Here is an 18,519-nt window from a genome sequence, read left to right as displayed (position 1 = left end):
AATTCCGCCATCGTCTCGTCAAACACCCATAGCCGGGCGTGGTCCCGCTCCCTGGTCAGGAAACAGGTCCTCGCCCGCCAAAAGCCTCAGGCTCTCGTTCCGGGGTCTCGCCCCGGTCGTCCTCGGCGCCGTCGCCGGGACCGTCCCAGCGCCAGCTCTCTGGACGCAGAGGCCGAAATCCCGCCAGTCGTTCGACCTCCAGGGTCCAACGATCGGCTCGCCCGCCTTTCAGCAGGACGGCGTGTATCGCATTTTCCAGCCCAAGGGCCAAACTCAAATCGTCCGCCGTGAAAGCGCCGCAGATTTTGGGCGGCGGAGACGGATGTTTCGCCAGGGCCAGAAGCTTGCCTCGACCGTCGGCGGACCCGTCCGCCGCCTCGATGACCCAAGCCGCCTTCCCGCCGCGAATGGCGGCGGCGCTCTTTTCGAAGCCAGAGATAAGCACGCCTTCGCGCCGGGCAAGACCCAGCTGGTCCAGACAACGCCGAACCAGCAGTTTCTCGACCATGTCGGCCAGGTCGGCCGCCGGCTTGAGCGGCGCCTTGGCCGAGCGGGCGAACAGGTTCTTCTTCACCGCCGTCTCGACCGAGGCCCGCGAGGCCTCGACCCACAGCCCTCGCCCCGGCAGCTTGCGCGCCAGATCCGGGGCCACCGAGCCGTCCGGGGCCGGAACGAAGCGGATCAGACGAGATTCATCGAGAACCTGGCGGGTCACCAGGTCCTGACGGTCTCTATCGATCAGCGCCTCGTTCGAAGTCATGGACGGCCGCGGCTTTCATCAGGCGTCTTGCGACGGCTCGAGGTCTTCGTCGAAGACCTCCGCATCGGCTTCAACGGCTTCGCCTTCATATTCGGCGCCCTCTTCGCCGGCTTCGGCGAAGATTTCTTCCTCGTACTCGGGCTCGGGTTCCGGCTGCGGCAGCTCCGAGGCGTCGATCCAGCCGGCGGCCACGCGGGCCTGCAGGATCAGCAGCTCGGCGTCTTCCTGCGACAGGTTGAAGCTTTCCAGAACGCCCGGAACCTTCACGCGCTCGCCGTTGCGGACTTCATAGCCGCCGCGGATCTCGTCGGTGGCCAGGTCGGCCAGGTCCTCGACCGTCTTCACCCCGCCTTCGCCCAGGGCGACGGCGATGGCGCCGGTCACGCCCGGAACGTTCAGGACGTCGTCCTCGACGCCCAGGGCCACGCGCCTGGCGTCCAGCTCGGCGGCCTTGCGGTCCAGATACTCGCGGGCGCGGGTCTGCAGTTCCTCGGCGGTTTCCTCGTCGAAGCCCTCGATCTCGGCGACTTCGTAGGATTCCACGAAGGCCAGGTCCTCGATGGTGGCGAAGCCTTCAGTGACCAGCAGCTGGGCGATGGTCTCGTCGACGTCCAGGGCTTCCTGGAACAGGGCGGTCCGCTCGGCGAACTCCTTCTGACGACGCTCGGAGTCCTGCGACTCGGTGATGATGTCGATCTGCCAGCCGGTCAGCTGCGAGGCCAGGCGGACGTTCTGGCCGCGACGGCCGATGGCCAGCGACAGCTGTTCGTCCGGCACCACGACCTCGACGCGGTCAGCCTCTTCGTCCAGGACCACCTTGGCCACCTCGGCGGGGGCCAGGGCGTTGACGATGAAGGTGGGCTCGTCGTCGTTCCACTGGATGATGTCGATCTTCTCGCCCTGCAGTTCGGCGACGACCGCCTGAACGCGCGAGCCGCGCATGCCGACGCAGGCGCCGACCGGGTCGATCGAGCTGTCGTTCGAAAGGACGGCCATCTTGGCGCGCGAACCGGCGTCGCGGGCGGCGGCGCGGATCTCGATCACGCCGTCGTAGACTTCCGGCACTTCCTGGGCGAACAGCTTGGCCATGAAGCCGGGGTGGGCGCGCGACAGCATGACCTGCGGGCCCTTGGCCTCCGGGCGGACGTCGTAGATGTAGGTGCGGACACGGTCGCCGACGTTGAACACCTCGCGCGGGATCGACTGGTCGCGGCGCATGATGCCTTCGCCCCGCCCCAGGTCGACGATGGTGTTGCCGTATTCGACGCGCTTGACCGTGCCGTTGACGATCTCGCCGACGCGATCCTTGAACTCTTCGTACTGGTTGGCGCGCTCGGCCTCGCGGACCTTGCCGGTCACGACCTGGCGGGCCATCTGGGTCTGGACGCGGCCGAACTCGAACGGCGGCAGGACCTCGACGTATTCCTTGCCGACCTCGGCCTCGGGGTCACGCTTCAGGGCGTCGCGCAGACGCACCATGGCGCTGTCGTTGAACTCTTCCAGCTCGTCTTCCGGCATCCAGTCGTCGCCGACGATGGTGACGTGACGCGTCAGGCTCAGCTCGCCGGTCTTGTGGTCGATCTTGGCGCGGATGTCGTGATGGGCGCCGTAGCGCGACTTGGCGCCCTTCTGGATCGCTTCCTCGATCGCCTCGATGACGATCTCCCGGTCGATGTTCTTCTCGCGCGCGACGGCGTCGGCGATCGAGAGCAGTTCCAGACGGTTGGCGGAAATACCGGTGACGGCCATCAGGCTTTGTCCTTGGTCGAGGTCGGGGTGGTTTGTTCGTCTTCGGCCGCGCCTTCCGGCAGACCGTCGTCTTCGGGTTCGCCGCGCGCCGCGCGCAGGGCCGCGCCGCGTTTCAGCAGTTCGTCAGTCAGCACCAGCTTGGCGTCCGCGATCCACTCGAAGGGGATCAGGGCCGTGTCTTCCTCGCCGTCCAGGTCGATCGCGACATTGTCGCCCTCGACGCCGGCCAGAACGCCCTTGAAGCGCTTGCGGCCCTCGACCATGCGGTCGGTTTCAAGACGCGCCTCGAAACCTTCGAACAGCTGGAAGTCCAGCAGGCGGGTCAGGGGCCGGTCGATGCCGGGCGACGACACTTCCAGCAGGTATTCGCCCGAGATCGGGTCGGCGGCGTCGAACACTTCCGACACGGCGCGCGACAGGCGGGCGCATTCCTCGACCGAGATGTCGTTGTCGACGACGCGCTCGGCCATGATCTGCAGGCGGCGGCGCAGAGTGCCGCCCATCAGGCGCACGCGCACGACAGCCAGCCCCAGGCTCTCGGCCACGGGGTCGATCATCTCCAGCAGGGCGCGGTCTTCAGCGGTCTTGGCGCGCAAGGGCTTCACTCTTTATCCGGCCGCCACGCAGGCGCCGGATGGGTCCAAAATACAAAAGCGGCGGTCCGTCCGGGCCGCCGCTTGAAACGACGCCGTTGGACGCCGGTCTAACGATGTGAGCGGTCATATAGGCGAAAGCGGGGGCCGTGTCAGCCCCCGCCGTCGTCGTCCGCGATTCAGAACTCCTCCCAGCCGTCCGTAACCACGGCCAGGGCCGGCTTGCGGGCCGCGCCGCCGTTGCTGCGCAGGGCGGCGACCGTCTGGGCCACCGGCTGCGGCGTGCGCACCGGCGCCTGCGCCGGCTTCTTCGCCGCAACGGGCGCAACGGCCTGGCCGGTGCGGAAACGCGACACCGAGGCGGCCAGGACGTCGGCCTCCTGCGACAGCGAGTGGCTGGCGGCGGTCGACTGCTCGACCATGGCGGCGTTCTGCTGGGTGACCTGATCCATCTGGTTCACGGCGGTGTTGACCTGTTGCAGACCGGTGGCCTGCTCCTGGGCCGAGGCCGAGATTTCGCTCACCAGACCGTCGATCTCCGCCACGCGGCTGACGATGCGCTGCAGGGCCTCGCCGGTCTGGCCGACCAGGGTCACCCCCGCCCCGACCTGCTGGCCCGAGGCCGAGATCAGGGTCTTGATCTCCTTGGCCGCTTCGGCCGAGCGCTGGGCCAGGGCCCGCACTTCCGAGGCGACCACGGCGAAGCCGCGACCGGCGTCGCCCGCGCGGGCCGCCTCGACCCCGGCGTTCAGAGCCAGGAGGTTGGTCTGGAACGCGATCTCGTCGATCACCCCGATGATGTTGCCGATCTGGGCCGAGGATTGCTCGATGGCGTTCATGGCCTCGACCGCGTCGCGGACGATGACGCCGCTCTTCTCGGCGTCGCCGCGGGCCGACTGGACCACGTTCGAGGCCTGACGGGCGCCGTCGGCGGTCCTGTTCACCGTGGCGGTGATCTCGTCCAGAGCGGCGGCGGTCTCTTCCAGAGAGGCGGCCTGCTGCTCGGTGCGGCGCGACAGGTCGTCCGAGGCTTGGCTGATCTCGCTGGAGCCCGAACGGATGGCGGCGACATTGTCCACCACCACGGCCACGGCCTGCTCCAGTTGGGCGATGGCGGTGTTGAAGTCGGTCTTCAGCTGTTCCGAACGCGTCGCAACCTGGGCCGTCATGCGGTGAGTCAGGTCGCCGTTGGCCATGGCTTGCAGGCCCTGCCCCAGGGCCGTCACCGCCACGCGATCCTCTTCCGCTACGCGCGCCTTTTCAGCCTCGACGCGGGCGCGCTCCTCCTCGGCGGCGGCGCGCTGGGCCACGGCCTCGGCTTCCAGACGGTCATTGGCGATGGCGGCGTCACGGAACACTTCCAGGGCTCCGGCCATGCGGCCGATCTCGTCGTGACGGGCCAGACCCGGGATGGCGGTCGCCTTGTCGCCGTCAGCCAGACGCTTCATGCGGTCGGCCAGGGCCACGACCGGCCTCGCGACCGAACGGCCCAGCATCCAGCCAGCCACGCCCATGGCCAGGGCCACAGCCAGGGCCATGCCGCCCAGGGTCAGGGCCGCGCCGGCCACGGCGGCGACGATCTGGTCCGTATAGACGCCCGAACCGATGACCCAGCCCCAGGGCTTGAAGGCCTTGACGTAGGACACCTTGGACGCCGGTTCTTCCTGACCCGGCTTGGCCCAGCGGTAGTTGAGGAAGCCCGACCCATCGCGGCGGGCGATCTCGGTCATTTCACGGAACATGAAGACGCCGTCGGCGTCGGTCTTGGCGCTCAGGTCCTGACCTTCCAGCTGCGGGCTGAAGGGGTGCATGACCATGCGCGGCTGCATGTCGTTGACCCAGAAATAGTCGTCCTGGCCGTAGCGCAGGGCGCGCAGGGTCGACAGGGCCGCCGCCTGGGCCTGGGGCCGCGTCATGACGCCCAGCTGCTCCTGGGCCTGGTAGTGGGACACGACGCTGTGCGCGACCTCGACCGTCTTCTGGGTCCGGTCGGCGATCTCAGCGCGCATCACGCCGTCGAGCTTCATCAGAGAGAGGCCCGTCACCAGAAGCAGGCCGGCCACCGCCAGCACCGACAGCAGGTTCACCCTGCCGCCGATCGTCAAACTACGCATCGTCATATCCCCTGACTTTCCGGGTCAGGATGAAGAACGTCGGTAAACGCAGCGGAAAATCCGTGCTGCGTAAAATTCCCTGCGTAAAAGTCCTTATGCCGCTACGTCAGCCTTGGCGCCGGAACTCCAGGAAGATCGGCGTGGTGTCGCCCAGCTTCTTTTCCTCATAGCGGGTGACGACGTGGTCGAGGGGAACGGCGAACCAGTCGGCGCCCGTTTCAAGACGCGTCAGGCCCGGCGTCCGCGCCAGACGCTCCAGAGCCCACTCGGCGTAGTCCAGCCAGTCGGTGACGAAGCGCACCTTGCCGCCCGGCTTGAGCAGGCGGGCGATCTCGACCGCCGTCTCGTCCTGCAAGAAGCGCCGCTTGTTGTGCCGCGCCTTGTGCCAGGGGTCGGGGAAGAGGATCATCACCCGGTCCAGCGAGGCGTCGGGCAGGGCCGCCATCACGGCGCGGGCGTCGTCGGCGTGCAGGCGCACGTTCTTCAGCCCGCCCTCCTCCACATGGCGCAGGGCCGAGGCCACGCCGTTGAGGAAGGGCTCGCAGCCGATCATCAGGGCCTCGGGGTTGCGCGCCGCCTGTTCCGCCAGATGCTCGCCGCCGCCGAAACCGATCTCGAGCCAGACTTCTTTCGCCTCCGGCATCAGGACCAGGGGGTCGATCGGGCCCTTGGCGAGATCCGGCACGGCGATCTGCGGCATCAGGGTGTCGAACAGGGCCGCCTGGCGCGCCTTGATCGGCCGCGACTTGATGCGTCCGAACGAGCGCAGCGGGCCGTGGGCCTGGGCCCACTCGGGGCGGTCCTGATCAAAAGCGGGGGCGTCGGTCTCGTCGGTCATGGCGCGCGCTCTAACCCCTTAAGGCCGCGCACGCAAAGGCGATCCGCCTCGGATCAACCCCAGGGTCCGCGCGGGGCGGTCGGCGTCGAGGGCGTGGTCGGCACGCTGGTCCGGGACGCCTCCGCGACCGGAGCGGACGCCACGGGGGCAGTGGCCGAACGCCGGTTCATGCCCATCTTCGCCCCCAGCTCCATCAGGGCGCGCACGCGGTTGCCGGTGGCCGGGTGGGTCGAGAACAGGTTGTCCGCCCCCTTCCCGTTCAGCGGATTGATGATGAACATGTGAGCCGTGGCCGGATTGCGCTCGGCCGGAGCATTGACCGCCCCACGGGCATAGGCCTCGATCTTCTGCAGGGCCGAGGCCAGGGCGTGGGGGTCGTTGGCGATCTCGGCGCCGACGCGGTCGGCCTCGTATTCTCGCGACCGGCTGATGGCCATCTGCACCAGCCCCGCCGCCATGGGCGCCAGCAGCATCAGGGCGATGGTCCCGATCATGCCGCCCGGCCGCTCACGGTCATCGCCGCCGCCGAAGAACAGGGCGAAATTGGCCAGCATGGCGATAGCGCCCGCCACCGTCGCCGTCACCGTCATGGTCAGGGTGTCGCGGTTCTTCACATGGGCCAGTTCGTGCGCCATCACGCCGCGCACCTCCTCGCGCGTCAGCATGTCCAGCAGGCCGCTGGTCGCGGCCACGGCGGCGTTCTGCGGATTGCGGCCGGTGGCGAAGGCGTTGGGCTGGTCGTTGGGAATGATGGTGATGGTCGGCAGGGGCATGCCCGCATCCGTCGCCATCTGCCTGATGTCGGCGACATAGGCCCGGACCACGGCGTTGGGGTGGGTCTCGTCCACCACCTGGGCCCGATACATCTTCAGCACGATCTTGTCGGCGTTCCAGTAGCTGAACAGGTTCATCCCCGCCGCCACGGCCAGGGCGATCGCCATGCCGGTCGCGCCGCCGATCAGATAGCCCAGCCCCATGAACAGGGCGGTCATCACGGCCAGCAGGGCGAAGGTCTTGAGATGGTTCATCGGGTCCGGGCGTCGTCAGGGGTGGCGAAGAAGTCCTGAACCTCTATTTGAGGCCCTGCACTCCCGCCCTCAAGGCAGACCCCCTGTGACCGAACAGCCCACCTCCCCCGCCGCCGCCGATGTCGAGGAAACGCCTGCGTTCAATGCCGACGTGCCCCATGCGACCGCGGAACGTCCCTTGAGCGAGGCTGCGCGCCGCGCCCTTCTGGAAGCGGCCGAACGTCGCAATGCCGCCGAGGCCCAGGTTCTGGACACCGAACACGGCGGCCCGCGCGGCCCCGAACCGACCCGCTACGGCGACTGGGAGAAGAAGGGCCTGGCCATCGACTTCTGATCGGGGGCGACGCGCCCCGTTCGCGCCCCCGGTCGTGCCCATGTTCGCGCCCAACTTCGCGCGAAGGGAGAATATTGAACGCTTCCGTCCAAACCGCATTAACCTTTGCGGCTGAAACAAGGAGCGTGGCCATGAAGGCAGTCGCATACATCGCCGTCGGCGCGGCCCTGCTGGTCGCCGGAACCGCCGAGGCCCATCAACGTCAGGTGCGCCACAACGCCGCCTCCGGCTACGCCCAGCAGGCCTATGCCCAGCGCGGACCCATCGTCGAGAGCCGCGTCCAGACCTGGTACAGCGACAGCGGCTGGCAGGGCGGCTACGGCCCGGTCGAGGCCTATGGATACGGCTATGGCTACGGCGGCGCCGGCCAGCGCCCGCCCGTGGTCATCGCGCCGCAACAGGAACCGATCCGCCACGGCTACGGCTACAGCGGCGTCACCCGCTCCATGCCCTTCGGCTATCCGGTGGACGGCTATGGCCGCTATCCCTGGGCGCGCGGCTATGGATACGGCCAGGTCCAGTATCAACCGTCCTATTATCAGGGCGGCTACGTCCAGGACTGCGGCCGCTGCGGCCCGCCGCCCCAGCCGGTCCATTATCGCCCCGAGCCGGTCTATGTGACCCAGCCGCCGGTCTATGTCTCGCAGCCGCCGGTCTATGTGGAATCGCCGCCGGTCTATGTGCAGCCGGCCCCGGTCTATGTCGAACCGGCCCGCGTCCATGTCTCGGCCCCGCCGGTTCATGTGGCCCCCGCCGACGTGCGCGTCGCCCCGGCCCAGGTCGAGGTCGCCCGACCCCAGGTCCATGTCGAACCGCCCCGCGTCGAGACCGCGCCCCCGGTCGTCAACTTCGAACAGGGCTACTACGCCGTGCCCGCGGCGCCGCCGCCCCCTCCGCCTCCGCCGCACCACCGGTCGCCGACCGAGCGGCCCTATATGCAGGAGCCCGGCGAGCGGGGCTGATCACGACAAAGGGCGGCCCCCGCAAGGAGGCCGCCCTTTTTGTTTCACGTGGATCAATAGGTTGCGCGATCAGATCAGGGCAATCTCTGCAGTGATGGCCTGAGCCGCCGCGCGCGGATCGGCGCCGGCGGTGATCGGGCGCCCGACCACCAGATGGGTCGCGCCGGCCTGCAGGGCGCTGGCCGGGGTCGCCGCCCGCGCCTGATCGTCCAGAGCGGCACCCGTCGGCCGCACGCCCGGCGTCACGATCAGAAAGTCGTCGCGACCGGAGGCGAGGGCGATCTCGCGCACCCGCGCCGCCTCATGCGGGCTGGAGACGACGCCGTGGACGCCCGCCTCCAGCGCCTGACGCACCCGCAGTTCAACCAGGTCGGCCGCCGACAGGCTGTGATCGTCCGCCTTCAGATCCTCCTCGGTCAGGCTGGTCAGGACCGTGACCCCCAGGATCTTGAGATCCGATCCCGCCGCGCCGCGCGCCGCCGCCGCCATCACCTGGGGCCGGGCGTGGACCGTCAGCAGGTCGCAGCCGGCGTTAGCCAGCACCGCCGTCGCCTTCTCCACCGTCGCGCCGATGTCGTGCAGTTTCCAGTCGAGGAAGACCTGAGCCCCCGCCGCCTTCAGCTCGCGCGCCAGACCCATGCCGTCCGAGGCGAACAGTTGCAGCCCGACCTTGTAGAAGCCGACCGCGTCGCCGATCCGCTCGACCAGGGTCCGGGCCTCGTCGGTCGTCGGCACGTCCAGGGCGCAGATGACGCGCGGGTCGAAGGGGCGATTAGGACGGTCTTCAGACATTTCCGGTTCTCGGCGGCTTGCAGGCGCGCGCGGATGCCCCGATAGGTGGGACAAGGAGTCGCGGTCGCGCGGCGGGATTTGAGGCGGGGGCAAGCAATGAACGCGGTCGATCTGGGGGTCAACCTGTTCGTGGCGCTGTTCGCCCTGCTGGACCCCATCGGCAATGTGCCGATCTTCGCCGCCGCCACCGCCGGGGCCTCGCTGCGTCAGCGCATCACCGTCTCGGCCATGATCTGCGCCTTCGCGGCGGTCTTCCTCGGCTTCTTCTTCTTCACCGGCCTGGGCCTGCTGCAGTTCTTCGGCATTTCGCTGGCCGCCTTCCGCATCGCGGGCGGCATCCTGCTGCTGCTGCTCGGTCTCGACATGGCGCGCGAGGACTTCCTCAAGATCTTCGCCGACGCCGACGCCGTGACCGACGCCAAGGACGTACGCGGCTACGCCAAGCGCCGCTTCAAGCGCCTGATCGTGCCCTTCGCCATTCCGCTGATGATCGGCCCCGGCGCCATCTCGGCCATCATCATCAACGCCGGCGAGGCCCAGAAGCTGGGCGCGGCGGGCACGGCCTCGTCGCTGATCGCCATGGTGGCCGCCTGCGTCGTCACCTTCGTCTGCTTCGCCTGCACCGGCCCGATCAGCCGCATCCTCGGCGACGTCGGCATGGCCATCGTGGTCCGGGTCCTGGGCCTGATCCTGTGCGCCCTGGCCATCCAGTTCATCCTCGCCGGACTGGGCGAGGCCATCCCCGGCATGTTCAGCAGCCTGGTCACCGCGCCCTACCCCGCCGGCGGCCACTAGGCCTTCAGAGGACTAGAGGCGGTCCAGCCGTTTGGCGTGGCCGCCGACCATCTTCAGCGCCAGGGCGTCCGGCAGCAGCCCGCCCAACCCCGCCAGCACGTTGTTGGCGAACCCCGGCGTGACGCGCGGACGATTGGCCTCGACCGCGTCCCAGCCGATGCGGGCCACGCGGTCGGCCTCCATCCACATCCACTTGGGATAGGCGCTCGACACCTGCTCGCGCGAGCCGTTGACGTCGTGGAACTCGGTATAGGTGTAGCCGGGGCACAGGGCGGTGACGTGGACCCCCGTCCCCTGCGTTTCCAGCCACAGCCCCTGCGAGGCCTTGATCAGGAAGCTCTTGATCGGCCCGTACAGGGTGTCGCCGCCGGTCGCCGGCATCTGCCCGGCCAGAGAGGCCACGTTCAGCACCCGGCCCCAGCCGCGTTCGACCATGCCCGGCAGCAGCAGGCGCGACAGCTCGACCGGCGCCGTCAGCATGACGCGGATCATGGCGGCATGGTCGTCCGGATCAGTGGCCAGAAAGCCCGTGGTGCGGCTGAAGCCCGCATTGTTGATCAGGCCGTCAACGCTCAGGCCGCGCCCCCCGACCGTCTCGACCAGAGCGGCGGACGCGCCCGGTTCGGCCAGATCGGCGACGACGACCTCGGCGGTCACGCCATGCCGCCTCGCCAACTCTTCCGCGAGAGCCTGCAAGGGTCCCTCGCGGCGCGCCGTCAGGATCAGGTCATGACCCCTTCCCGCGCACTCGCGCGCCAGGGCCGCGCCGATGCCGGCGCTGGCCCCTGTGATCAGGATGGTTTTGCGCGGCTCCCCCAAGCGACGCGCGTCAGGCGGCGACAGGGCAGGAGCCGTGCGGCGCGAAGTCGCGCAGCGAGGCCGGGTCCGCCTCCAGCAGGTCGGCGATGGTGATCTTGGCCAGGGCGGCGCCCGCCGCCTGATCGGCGGCGGTCAGGGCCTTGGCCACCTGACGCGGAATGTGCTCGCCGACCGGACAGCCCTTGGCCCCGGCGGGGGTTGAGCCCAGATGGGCGCAGCCGTTCACCGCCTTCAGCACCTCGTCCAGACGGATGGTCTCGGGCTGACGCAGCAGCCAGGACCCGCCCGAGGCGCCGGGGCGCGTGGCGATCAGTCCCGCCTTGGCCAGCAGGGCCGTCACCCGGCGGATGACCACCGGGTTGGTCGGCACCGAGGCGGCCAGGACGGCGCTGGGCGCGGCGTCGGCGGCCGAATAGGCGCCCTTGTGGGCCAGATAGGCCAGGGCGTGGGCGGCGACGGGGAATTTCTGGCTGTCAGACATCTTGATCAATGCTCCAGACCGGAAGGTAGGGCTTCCGGCGCCGTTTCACAAATCCAACCGCAACAAAAACTGTTTTAATTATCGCCAAGCTTCACGCCCCGGCCTTTTTGGCGAAGCTCCAGGCCGCCTCCGACAGGGGCCCGACCTGGGCCGCCATGGTCCGGGCATGGGCGCTGGCGGCGGTGCCGTCGCGCACCCGCCCGGCGATGCCCTGACAGATGGCCGCCAGCCGGAACAGGTTGTAGGCGAACAGCCAGTCGAGATTCTGTGGCGCCGCCGTGCCCGCCTTTTCGGCGTAGCGTTCGACCGTCTCCTCGACCGAGGGAATGCCCAGGGCCTTCAGATCCGCCCCCGCCAGACCATTCCTCAAGCTGGCCGGAATGACCCAGGCGATCAGCAGGTAGGAGAAGTCGGCCATGGGATCGCCGAGCGTCGACAGCTCCCAGTCCAGCACCGCCCTCACCTTCGCCTCGACCGGGTCCAGGATCAGGTTGTCGAGGCGGAAGTCGCCGTGGACGATCCGCGTCGGCCCTTCCGGCGGCAGGCTGTCGGGCAGGAAGGCGATCAACCGGTCCATGGCCGAGATGGGCTCGATCTCCGAGGCGCGATACTGCTTGGTCCAGCGCTCGACCTGGCGGCCGAAATAATTGCCCGGCCTGCCGTAGTCTCCCAGACCGATGGCGGCCGGGTCGAAGGCGTGCAGGGCCGCCAGCGTATCCGTCTGCGCCTCATAGACGGCCCGGCGCTCGGCCGGGGTCAGCCCCGGCAGCTTCAGGTCCCAGAAGACCCGCCCCTCGACCTTGTCCATGACATAGAAGATCGAGCCGATGACGTCTTCATCCGTGCACAGAGCATAGGGCCGCGCCACCGGAAAACCCTGCTTGTGCAAGGCCGAGATGACAGTGAACTCCCGGTCCACGGCGTGGGCGCTGGCCAGCAGGGTCCCCGGCGGTTTCCTGCGCAGGACATAGGTCCGGCCCGGCGTGGTCAGCTCATAGGTCGGGTTCGACTGCCCGCCCTTGAACTGGCGAAGGGTCAGCGGTCCGGCGTAACCCTCGACATTGGCGCTCAGCCAGGCGTCCAGCGCCGCCTCGTCCAGACGATAGCGCTCGTCCACCTCGCGCGTGCCGGAAAAGGCGGATTGCGCGTCCAGCTGATCGGTCATGGTCCTCTCCCCTCGCCCACGCTCTTTGGCGTGCGTGCGATCAATCGGCGGCGATGATGGCGGCCTTCACCGCCCCGCGCCAGCCCTTCAGCAGCCGCGTCCGCTCCGGCTCGCCCATGCGCGGACGCCAGACGGCGGGCGCCTCGGCAGGGGCGGTCCACAGCTCCGCCGTCAGGCCGACCCCGAAGGCCGCCAGCCGCGCCGCCCCCATGGCCGTCATCTCCTGGAAGGCGGGGCGTTCCACCTCGACCTCGCAGATGTCGGCGACGAACTGCATGGCGAAGGCGTTGGCCGTGACCCCGCCGTCGACCTTGAGCCGCGTCAGCGGCGGCGCCCCGTCCGCCTTCAGGGCGTCCAGCAGGTCACGCGTCTGATAGGCCAGGCTCTCCAGCGCCGCGCGGACGAAGTGGGCCGGGCCGCTGTCGCGGGTCAGGCCGATGACCGTGCCGCGCGCCTCGGGCCGCCACCAGGGCGCGCCCAGACCGGTGAAGCCGGGGACCAGATAGACCCCGCCATTGTCCTTCAACGTCTGGGCCATGGCCTCGGACTGACGCGAGTCCGGGATCACCTTCAGCCCGTCGCGCAGCCACTGGATCGCCGACCCCGCCGAGAAGATGGAGCCCTCCAGCCCATAGGCGACCTGGCCATCCGCCGCATAGCCCAGCGTCCCCAGCAGCCGACTGGTCGAGACCACCGGCTGGGCTCCGACATTGGCCACCAGAAAGGCCCCGGTGCCATAGGTGATCTTGGCGTCCCCCGCCGCCAGCGCCCCATGGCCGACCAGGGCCGCCTGCTGGTCCCCCGCCGATCCATGAATCGGCAGGGCCCGCCCGAACAGGCTGGCGTCGCAGTCCCCCAGATGATCGGCGCAGCCCCGGATCTCGGGCAGGGCTTTCATGGGCACATCGAACAGCTCGCAAAGATCATCGCGCCACTTCAGCGTGTTCAAATCCATCAGGCTGGTGCGGCTGGCGTTGGTGGCGTCGGTGACGTGGCTTTGCCCGCCCGTCAGCTTCCAGATCAGCCAGGCGTCGATGGTACCGAGTTTCACCTCGCCCTTCGCCGCCCGCTCGCGCGCCCCCGGCACGGCGTCCAGCAGCCAGGCGTATTTCGAGGCCGAGAAATAGGGATCGAGGATCAGGCCGGTCGCCGACTGGACCGCCGCCTCATGCCCGTCCGACGCCAGCCGCGCGGTCACATCCGCCGTGCGCCGGTCCTGCCAGACGATGGCGCGGTGCAGGGGCTCGCCGGTCGCCGCGTCCCAGATGACCGAGGTCTCGCGCTGGTTGGTGATGCCCACGGCGGCGAAGCGTTCCACGCCGCCAGCCTTCCTCACCACCTCGCGACAGGTCTGCAAGGTCGCGCGCCAGGTCTCGGCCGCATCATGCTCGACCCAGCCCGACTGCGGGAAATGTTGCGCCAGCTCAATTTGACTAACCGCCACAGCGGAGAAAGCGCCTTGAGGCGTAACCTCAAAGGCGATGGCCCGCGTCGAGGTCGTGCCCTGGTCGATAGCGAGGATGAGACGGGTCATGGCGCGCGGCTTCTCCAGGTTTCGACCAAGGCGAGTGCTGAGTTCAGAAGGCTGTCAAACTCGGCCACATCTCCACGCCAGGTCTGCTCGAATTCCTGATTGTCGTTGGCGTCCACCGAACGGGCGGTCACGACAACCGCGTCGGCGGCGGGCGGATCAATCACAATCTGAAAGCAGTCAAAAGGCGCGCGGCCGCCGATATAGAAAAATCTGGCCGGCGCCTCCGCCCACTCCTTGACCACGGTCCAGCCATTCTCGGCGGCCCGGCGGTCCAGTTGCGCGTCTATGATCGAATAGGGGTCCATGACGGCGATCCTGCGGGGTGCAGGCCGTATCGACAAGCGAGCAGATGGGGGTATTGGCATCCTATGCATACGCCCAGCTTCCAAGGCGTCCTCGACGCCGCCCGCCAGATCGCCCCCGCCGCCGTGCGCACGCCGCTGATCGAGCATCCGGCCCTGAACGCGGCCGTCGGCGGCCGCGTCCTGATGAAGGCCGAGACGCTTCAGGTGGCGGGCGCCTTCAAGTTTCGCGGGGCCTACAACCGCATCAGCCGTCTGACGGACGACGAACGCAAACGGGGCGTCGTGGCCTATTCCTCGGGCAACCACGCCCAGGGCGTGGCGGCGGCGGCTCAAGCCGTGGGAACCCGCGCCCTGATCGTCATGCCTTCGGACAGCCCGGCGGTGAAGGTCGAGGGCGTGCGCGCCTTCGGCGGCGAAGTGCGCTTCTACGACCGCTGGACCGAGAGCCGCGAGGCCATCGGCGCCGAGATCGCGGCGGAGCGCGGCTCCATCCTGGTTCCCCCCTTCGACGATCCCTTCATCATCGAGGGCCAGGGCACGGTCGGCCTGGAGATGCTGGAACAGGCGGGCGCGCCGATGAACCAGCTGCTGTGCGGCGCCTCGGGCGGCGGCCTGATCGCCGGGATCAATCTGGTCATGGCCGAACAGAGCCCCGCCACCCGCGTCATCGTGGTCGAGCCCGAGGCCTTCGACGACACCCGCCGCTCGCTGGAGGCGGGCGAACGAGTCGCCCACCCCCAGGGCGCGCCGTCGATCTGCGACGCCCTGATGGCGCCCATGCCGGGCGAGCTGACCTGGCCGATCAACCGGCGCCTGGCGGGCGCCGCGACCGTCACCGACGCCGAGGTCGCCGAGGCCATGCGCTTCGCCTTCCGCTGGCTGAAGCTGGTGATCGAGCCGGGCGGCGCCGTGTCCCTGGCGGCCCTTCTGTCCGGCAAGGTCGAAGCCAAGGGCCTGACCACCGGGATCGTCCTGTCCGGCGGCAATGTCGATCCGGGCCTGTTCGCCGAGATCATCGAGGACCGCTTCAGGGGCTGACCCGCCCTCTTGCGCGGGCTCGCGACGCGGGCAAGGCTACGCAAAACGGGAGGGCGTCATGACGAAACCGAGCGATCTTCAATCCCTGATCGGCCAGGAGGTCGGCGTCAGCCGCTGGATCACCGTCGATCAGGCCCGCATCGACGCCTTCGCCCGGGTCACTGAAGACGAGCAGTTCATCCACGTTGATCCCGAACGGGCGAAGGCCACCCCCTTCGGCGGGACCATCGCCCATGGGTTTCTGACCCTCAGCCTGGCCTCGGCCATGAGCTATGACGCGGTCGCCCCCCTGGACGGCGTGGTCATGGGGGTCAACTACGGCTTCGACAAACTGCGCTTCCTCGCCCCGGTCCCGGCCGGATCAAGGGTGCGCGGCCGCTTCAGACTGCTGTCCGCCGAGGACAAGGGGGGCGGACGCTGGCTGCTGAAGCACGAACTCACCGTCGAGATCGAAGGGGCCGGCAAGCCCGCCCTGATCGCCGAATGGCTGGGCATGCAGATGGTGGCGGCCTGAGCCTGACCCTTTCCCGGCGCTGGACAAGGACGGGATAACGGCGCTCCAGTAACCATAGTCCGCGCACGGTCAGATCGAGGGAGGCTGGACAGTGCACCTACACGCCGTTTCCGTCTTCGACGGCCTGTCCTTTCTGGTCGCCGTCTTCGCGGCCTGGACGGCGCTGGACCTGTTCCAGCAGGTGCGTTCCCATCAGGGCGGCGCGCGTCTGGCCTGGCTGGCCACGGCGGCGGCGGCCATGGGCGGCGGCATATGGTCGATGCACTTCATCGCCATGCTGGGTTTCGATCCCGGTTCGCCGGTCCGCTATGATCTGACCCTGACCGTCGTCTCCTTCCTGCTGGCGACGGCCGGGTCCAGCCTCGCCTTCCTGATCGCCGCAGAACGCGCCGACACGCGCCGCATGATCCTGGCGGGCCTGGTCATGGGCGCCGGCATCTGCGCCATGCACTACGTCGGCATGGCGGCGCTGAGAACATCGGCCGCCCTGTCCTATGCACCCGGACTGGTCGCCGCCTCGGCGGCGGTCGCCCTGCTCGCCTCGGTCGCCGCCCTGTTCGCGGTCAACCAGGACCGCTCGCGGCTGTGGCGGCTGACGGCGGCCCTGGTCCTGGGTCTGGCCGTCGCGGGCATGCATCACGTGGCCATGGCGGCGCTGACCGTCACGCCGGTCCAGATCGCCGCCCCCCTGGACACGCCGGGCGCCCCGCCGCTGATGCTGGCCGCCGCCGTCGCCGGGGTGACCGTCCTCATCCTGTTTCTGGCCCTGGCCGTCGCCATGGTGGATCAGCGCGACAAGCTGATCGCCATCATCGACGCGGGCGGGGTCGGCTATTGGGAGCTGGCCCTGCCGGGGCAGGACCTCTGGCTGTCCGGCCGGGCGCGCAAGTACCTCGGCCTGGCCCGGGGCGAGCCCTTCGCCGCCCGCGACCTTCCCCGCAAGCTGAAGCCCGAGGACATGGCCCGACGAGCGGAGGCCCTGGAACGCGCCCTCAGGGGCGACGGCGACTACGCCGCCGAATATCAGATCCGTGACAGCGGCCGCTGGCTTCAGGTGCGCGGCCGACTGATCCGCTCGCGGTCGGGCAAGCCGATCAAGCTGGCGGGCGTCATCACCGACGTCACCGACCGGCATCAGGCCTTCGCCGCCCTGGCCACCAGCGAGCATCGCCAGCGCCTGCTGATCAATGAGCTGAACCACCGGGTGAAGAACACCCTGGCCACCATCCAGTCCATCGCCGCCCTGACGGCGCGTCGCTCCAGCAGCGTCGAGGACTTCATGCGCCTGTTCGAGGCGCGGCTGATCGCCCTGTCGGACACCCACAACCTGCTGACCGCCAACGGCTGGGAAAAGGCGCGGCTTCGCGATCTCCTGATCCAGGAGTTCCGCCCCTATGCCGAGGATCGGTTACGGATGGAGGGAACGGACGTGACCCTGGGCGCGGAACAGTCCCTGTCGATGGGCCTGATCCTGCATGAACTGGTCACCAACGCCGCCAAGTACGGCCCGCTGAAATGCCCGGACGGCGCGGCCGGCTGGATCGAGGTGCGCTGGACCGACGCCGACGACGACGGCCGGGTCACCCTGGACTGGATCGAGCACGGCGGCCCGGTCGTCGAGCCGCCGACGCGCTCGGGCTTCGGCTCGCGCCTGATCGACACCAGCATCCGTACGACCCTCGCCGGATCGGCGGCCATGGACTACGCCGACGGCCGCCTGCATTGCCGCCTGGCCTTCCGGCCCGGCGGCGCGCCTAAGCCCTAGTGGTCGCCCAGGCAGCGCAGGGCGACTTCCAGATTGCGCAGGCCGTCTTCGCCCGAGACCGCCGCCGTCTCGCCGGTGCGGATGGCGTGGACGAAGGCCTCGTGCTCCTTCTTGAGCGGTTCGGCGGGCCAGGAGTTGAGCATCCGCGTCGAATAGGAGCCGTCCGGTTGCTGGCCGAAATACTCGGTCACCTGGCGGGTGATCAGGTCGGCGACGATGAAGCGGTTCTTGGTGGCGACCTGCAGGGTGCGGGTCTTGTAGGGCGTGACCCAGTTGGTGGTGATGTGGGCGATCACGTCATTGGCCATGCGGAACTGCAGCAGGGCCGAGTCCTCGCGCGAGGCGTGGGTGTGGCCCAGCAACGACTGGACCTCGACGACTTCGGAGCCCGTCAGGTGGCGGATGATGTCGATGTCGTGCACCGCCAGGTCGATGACCACCCCGACCTCGCCCATGCGCGGCGGGAAGGGGCCGACGCGGGTGATCTGGATGGAGATGATCTCGTCGCCGTCGATGGCGCGCTTGACCGTGTCCACCGCCGGGTTGAAGCGCTCGACATGGCCGACCATCAGGACGCGGTTGTTGGCCTTGGCCGCGTCGATCATGGCCTGGGCGTCGGCCACGGTGGCCGCGATCGGCTTTTCGACCAGGACATGGACGCCCGCGTTCAGCAGGGCTGTGCCCAGCTCGGCGTGGAAGCGGTTCGGCGTGGCGATGACGGCGGCGTCCAGACCGGCGGCGACGAATTCTTGCGCCGTCGTCACGGCGGTCGCGCCATAGGCTTCGGCCACGCCCTCGGCCGTCACGGCGTCGGGATCAAACACGGTCGTCAGCTCGACATCGCGCAGTTCGGACAGGACGCGGGCGTGGTTGCGGCCCATGACGCCGGCGCCGGCGACGCCGATCTTGAGGGGGGTCTGCTGGGTCATGAGG

Annotated in this window: 19 protein-coding genes; 6 read left to right on the top strand and 13 right to left on the bottom strand. The window is 69.0% G+C overall.

The window, feature by feature from the left end; genetic code table 11:
* Positions 1-55: 55 nt before the first annotated feature.
* The 6 genes from ACZ5XO_RS00445 to htpX all read right to left on the bottom strand — a co-directional run bounded on the left by ACZ5XO_RS00445 (position 56) and on the right by htpX (position 7,082).
* The gene (locus ACZ5XO_RS00445) at positions 56-760 is read right to left on the bottom strand and encodes an RNA-binding protein (protein WP_464163387.1); all 705 of its coding nucleotides are present in this window, start codon (positions 758-760) and stop codon (positions 56-58) included.
* An 18-nt stretch (positions 761-778) separates the two neighbouring features.
* The gene (nusA, locus tag ACZ5XO_RS00440) at positions 779-2,509 is read right to left on the bottom strand and encodes a transcription termination factor NusA (RefSeq protein WP_464163386.1); all 1,731 of its coding nucleotides are present in this window, start codon (positions 2,507-2,509) and stop codon (positions 779-781) included.
* Positions 2,509-3,105 carry a ribosome maturation factor RimP gene (gene rimP / locus ACZ5XO_RS00435; protein ID WP_464163385.1) on the bottom strand — a complete coding sequence of 199 codons (597 nt, stop codon included), beginning with the start codon at positions 3,103-3,105 and terminating at the stop codon, positions 2,509-2,511. The genes nusA and rimP overlap by 1 nt, the downstream gene beginning before the upstream one ends.
* A 176-nt stretch (positions 3,106-3,281) precedes the next feature.
* Positions 3,282-5,216, bottom strand: a complete 1,935-nt coding sequence (locus ACZ5XO_RS00430; RefSeq protein WP_464163384.1) for a methyl-accepting chemotaxis protein — start codon at positions 5,214-5,216, stop codon at positions 3,282-3,284.
* 106 nt (positions 5,217-5,322) lie between these two features.
* Positions 5,323-6,054, bottom strand: coding sequence for a tRNA (guanosine(46)-N7)-methyltransferase TrmB (gene trmB, locus ACZ5XO_RS00425; protein ID WP_464163383.1), 732 nt, complete (start codon positions 6,052-6,054; stop codon positions 5,323-5,325).
* Positions 6,055-6,107: 53 nt separating this feature from the next.
* Positions 6,108-7,082, bottom strand: a complete 975-nt coding sequence (gene htpX / locus ACZ5XO_RS00420) for a zinc metalloprotease HtpX (protein WP_464163382.1) — start codon at positions 7,080-7,082, stop codon at positions 6,108-6,110.
* An 85-nt stretch (positions 7,083-7,167) separates the two neighbouring features.
* On the opposite strand from htpX, the gene ACZ5XO_RS00415 reads away from it, so the two are divergent.
* Complete coding sequence (locus ACZ5XO_RS00415; RefSeq protein WP_464163381.1) at positions 7,168-7,416, top strand: DUF1674 domain-containing protein; 249 nt, start codon at positions 7,168-7,170, stop codon at positions 7,414-7,416.
* Between the two features lie 131 nt (positions 7,417-7,547).
* Entirely contained in the window at positions 7,548-8,378 is an 831-nt protein-coding gene (locus tag ACZ5XO_RS00410; RefSeq protein ID WP_464163380.1) for a hypothetical protein, read from the top strand.
* A 69-nt stretch (positions 8,379-8,447) separates the two neighbouring features.
* On the opposite strand, the gene pyrF is transcribed toward ACZ5XO_RS00410, so the two are convergent.
* The gene (gene pyrF, locus ACZ5XO_RS00405) at positions 8,448-9,170 is read right to left on the bottom strand and encodes an orotidine-5'-phosphate decarboxylase (RefSeq protein ID WP_464163379.1); all 723 of its coding nucleotides are present in this window, start codon (positions 9,168-9,170) and stop codon (positions 8,448-8,450) included.
* A 96-nt stretch (positions 9,171-9,266) separates the two neighbouring features.
* On the opposite strand from pyrF, the gene ACZ5XO_RS00400 reads away from it, so the two are divergent.
* Positions 9,267-9,965: a MarC family protein gene (locus ACZ5XO_RS00400; RefSeq protein WP_464163378.1), complete on the top strand. Its 699-nt coding sequence runs from the start codon at positions 9,267-9,269 to the stop codon at positions 9,963-9,965.
* 12 nt (positions 9,966-9,977) lie between these two features.
* On the opposite strand, the gene ACZ5XO_RS00395 is transcribed toward ACZ5XO_RS00400, so the two are convergent.
* The 5 genes from ACZ5XO_RS00395 to ACZ5XO_RS00375 form a co-directional block, all read right to left on the bottom strand.
* Entirely contained in the window at positions 9,978-10,784 is an 807-nt protein-coding gene (locus ACZ5XO_RS00395; RefSeq protein ID WP_464163377.1) for an SDR family NAD(P)-dependent oxidoreductase, read from the bottom strand.
* Positions 10,785-10,794: 10 nt separating this feature from the next.
* Positions 10,795-11,265 carry an Rrf2 family transcriptional regulator gene (locus tag ACZ5XO_RS00390; RefSeq protein WP_464163376.1) on the bottom strand — a complete coding sequence of 157 codons (471 nt, stop codon included), beginning with the start codon at positions 11,263-11,265 and terminating at the stop codon, positions 10,795-10,797.
* A 91-nt stretch (positions 11,266-11,356) separates the two neighbouring features.
* Entirely contained in the window at positions 11,357-12,430 is a 1,074-nt protein-coding gene (locus ACZ5XO_RS00385) for a phosphotransferase family protein (protein ID WP_464163375.1), read from the bottom strand.
* Between the two features lie 40 nt (positions 12,431-12,470).
* On the bottom strand, positions 12,471-13,964 hold the full coding sequence (gene glpK, locus ACZ5XO_RS00380) for a glycerol kinase GlpK (RefSeq protein WP_464163374.1): 1,494 nt from the start codon (positions 13,962-13,964) through the stop codon (positions 12,471-12,473).
* Positions 13,961-14,269, bottom strand: a complete 309-nt coding sequence (locus ACZ5XO_RS00375) for a hypothetical protein (RefSeq protein WP_464163373.1) — start codon at positions 14,267-14,269, stop codon at positions 13,961-13,963. The genes glpK and ACZ5XO_RS00375 overlap by 4 nt, the downstream gene beginning before the upstream one ends.
* A gap of 63 nt (positions 14,270-14,332) precedes the next feature.
* On the opposite strand from ACZ5XO_RS00375, the gene ACZ5XO_RS00370 reads away from it, so the two are divergent.
* From ACZ5XO_RS00370 to ACZ5XO_RS00360, 3 genes are all read left to right on the top strand, one after another.
* Positions 14,333-15,307: a threonine ammonia-lyase gene (locus ACZ5XO_RS00370; protein ID WP_464163372.1), complete on the top strand. Its 975-nt coding sequence runs from the start codon at positions 14,333-14,335 to the stop codon at positions 15,305-15,307.
* A 58-nt stretch (positions 15,308-15,365) separates the two neighbouring features.
* On the top strand, positions 15,366-15,821 hold the full coding sequence (locus ACZ5XO_RS00365; protein ID WP_464163371.1) for a MaoC family dehydratase: 456 nt from the start codon (positions 15,366-15,368) through the stop codon (positions 15,819-15,821).
* Between the two features lie 91 nt (positions 15,822-15,912).
* Positions 15,913-17,586 (top strand): sensor histidine kinase, encoded by a 1,674-nt coding sequence (locus ACZ5XO_RS00360; protein WP_464163370.1) that lies wholly within the window; start codon positions 15,913-15,915, stop codon positions 17,584-17,586.
* On the opposite strand, the gene ACZ5XO_RS00355 is transcribed toward ACZ5XO_RS00360, so the two are convergent.
* Positions 17,583-18,515: a Gfo/Idh/MocA family oxidoreductase gene (locus ACZ5XO_RS00355; RefSeq protein WP_464163369.1), complete on the bottom strand. Its 933-nt coding sequence runs from the start codon at positions 18,513-18,515 to the stop codon at positions 17,583-17,585. The two genes, ACZ5XO_RS00360 and ACZ5XO_RS00355, sit on opposite strands and share 4 nt — an antisense overlap.
* Positions 18,516-18,519 lie beyond the last annotated feature (4 nt).

The sequence above is a fragment of the Brevundimonas sp. T2-11 genome (assembly GCF_055397675.1).
This window is presented reverse-complemented; position numbering and strand designations above follow the sequence as displayed.

Excerpts from the sequence above, each read along its gene's own strand:
- glpK (WP_464163374.1), bottom strand. The coding sequence starts at position 13,964 with ATGACCCGTCTCATCCTCGCTATCGACCAGGGCACGACCTCGACGCGG.
- trmB (WP_464163383.1), bottom strand. The coding sequence starts at position 6,054 with ATGACCGACGAGACCGACGCCCCCGCTTTTGATCAGGACCGCCCCGAG.
- pyrF (WP_464163379.1), bottom strand. The coding sequence starts at position 9,170 with ATGTCTGAAGACCGTCCTAATCGCCCCTTCGACCCGCGCGTCATCTGC.
- ACZ5XO_RS00375 (WP_464163373.1), bottom strand. The coding sequence starts at position 14,269 with ATGGACCCCTATTCGATCATAGACGCGCAACTGGACCGCCGGGCCGCC.
- ACZ5XO_RS00390 (WP_464163376.1), bottom strand. The coding sequence starts at position 11,265 with ATGTCTGACAGCCAGAAATTCCCCGTCGCCGCCCACGCCCTGGCCTAT.
- nusA (WP_464163386.1), bottom strand. The coding sequence starts at position 2,509 with ATGGCCGTCACCGGTATTTCCGCCAACCGTCTGGAACTGCTCTCGATC.
- ACZ5XO_RS00410 (WP_464163380.1), top strand. The coding sequence starts at position 7,548 with ATGAAGGCAGTCGCATACATCGCCGTCGGCGCGGCCCTGCTGGTCGCC.
- ACZ5XO_RS00370 (WP_464163372.1), top strand. The coding sequence starts at position 14,333 with ATGCATACGCCCAGCTTCCAAGGCGTCCTCGACGCCGCCCGCCAGATC.
- ACZ5XO_RS00385 (WP_464163375.1), bottom strand. The coding sequence starts at position 12,430 with ATGACCGATCAGCTGGACGCGCAATCCGCCTTTTCCGGCACGCGCGAG.
- ACZ5XO_RS00430 (WP_464163384.1), bottom strand. The coding sequence starts at position 5,216 with ATGCGTAGTTTGACGATCGGCGGCAGGGTGAACCTGCTGTCGGTGCTG.
- ACZ5XO_RS00445 (WP_464163387.1), bottom strand. The coding sequence starts at position 760 with ATGACTTCGAACGAGGCGCTGATCGATAGAGACCGTCAGGACCTGGTG.
- ACZ5XO_RS00400 (WP_464163378.1), top strand. The coding sequence starts at position 9,267 with ATGAACGCGGTCGATCTGGGGGTCAACCTGTTCGTGGCGCTGTTCGCC.
- htpX (WP_464163382.1), bottom strand. The coding sequence starts at position 7,082 with ATGAACCATCTCAAGACCTTCGCCCTGCTGGCCGTGATGACCGCCCTG.
- ACZ5XO_RS00365 (WP_464163371.1), top strand. The coding sequence starts at position 15,366 with ATGACGAAACCGAGCGATCTTCAATCCCTGATCGGCCAGGAGGTCGGC.
- ACZ5XO_RS00355 (WP_464163369.1), bottom strand. The coding sequence starts at position 18,515 with ATGACCCAGCAGACCCCCCTCAAGATCGGCGTCGCCGGCGCCGGCGTC.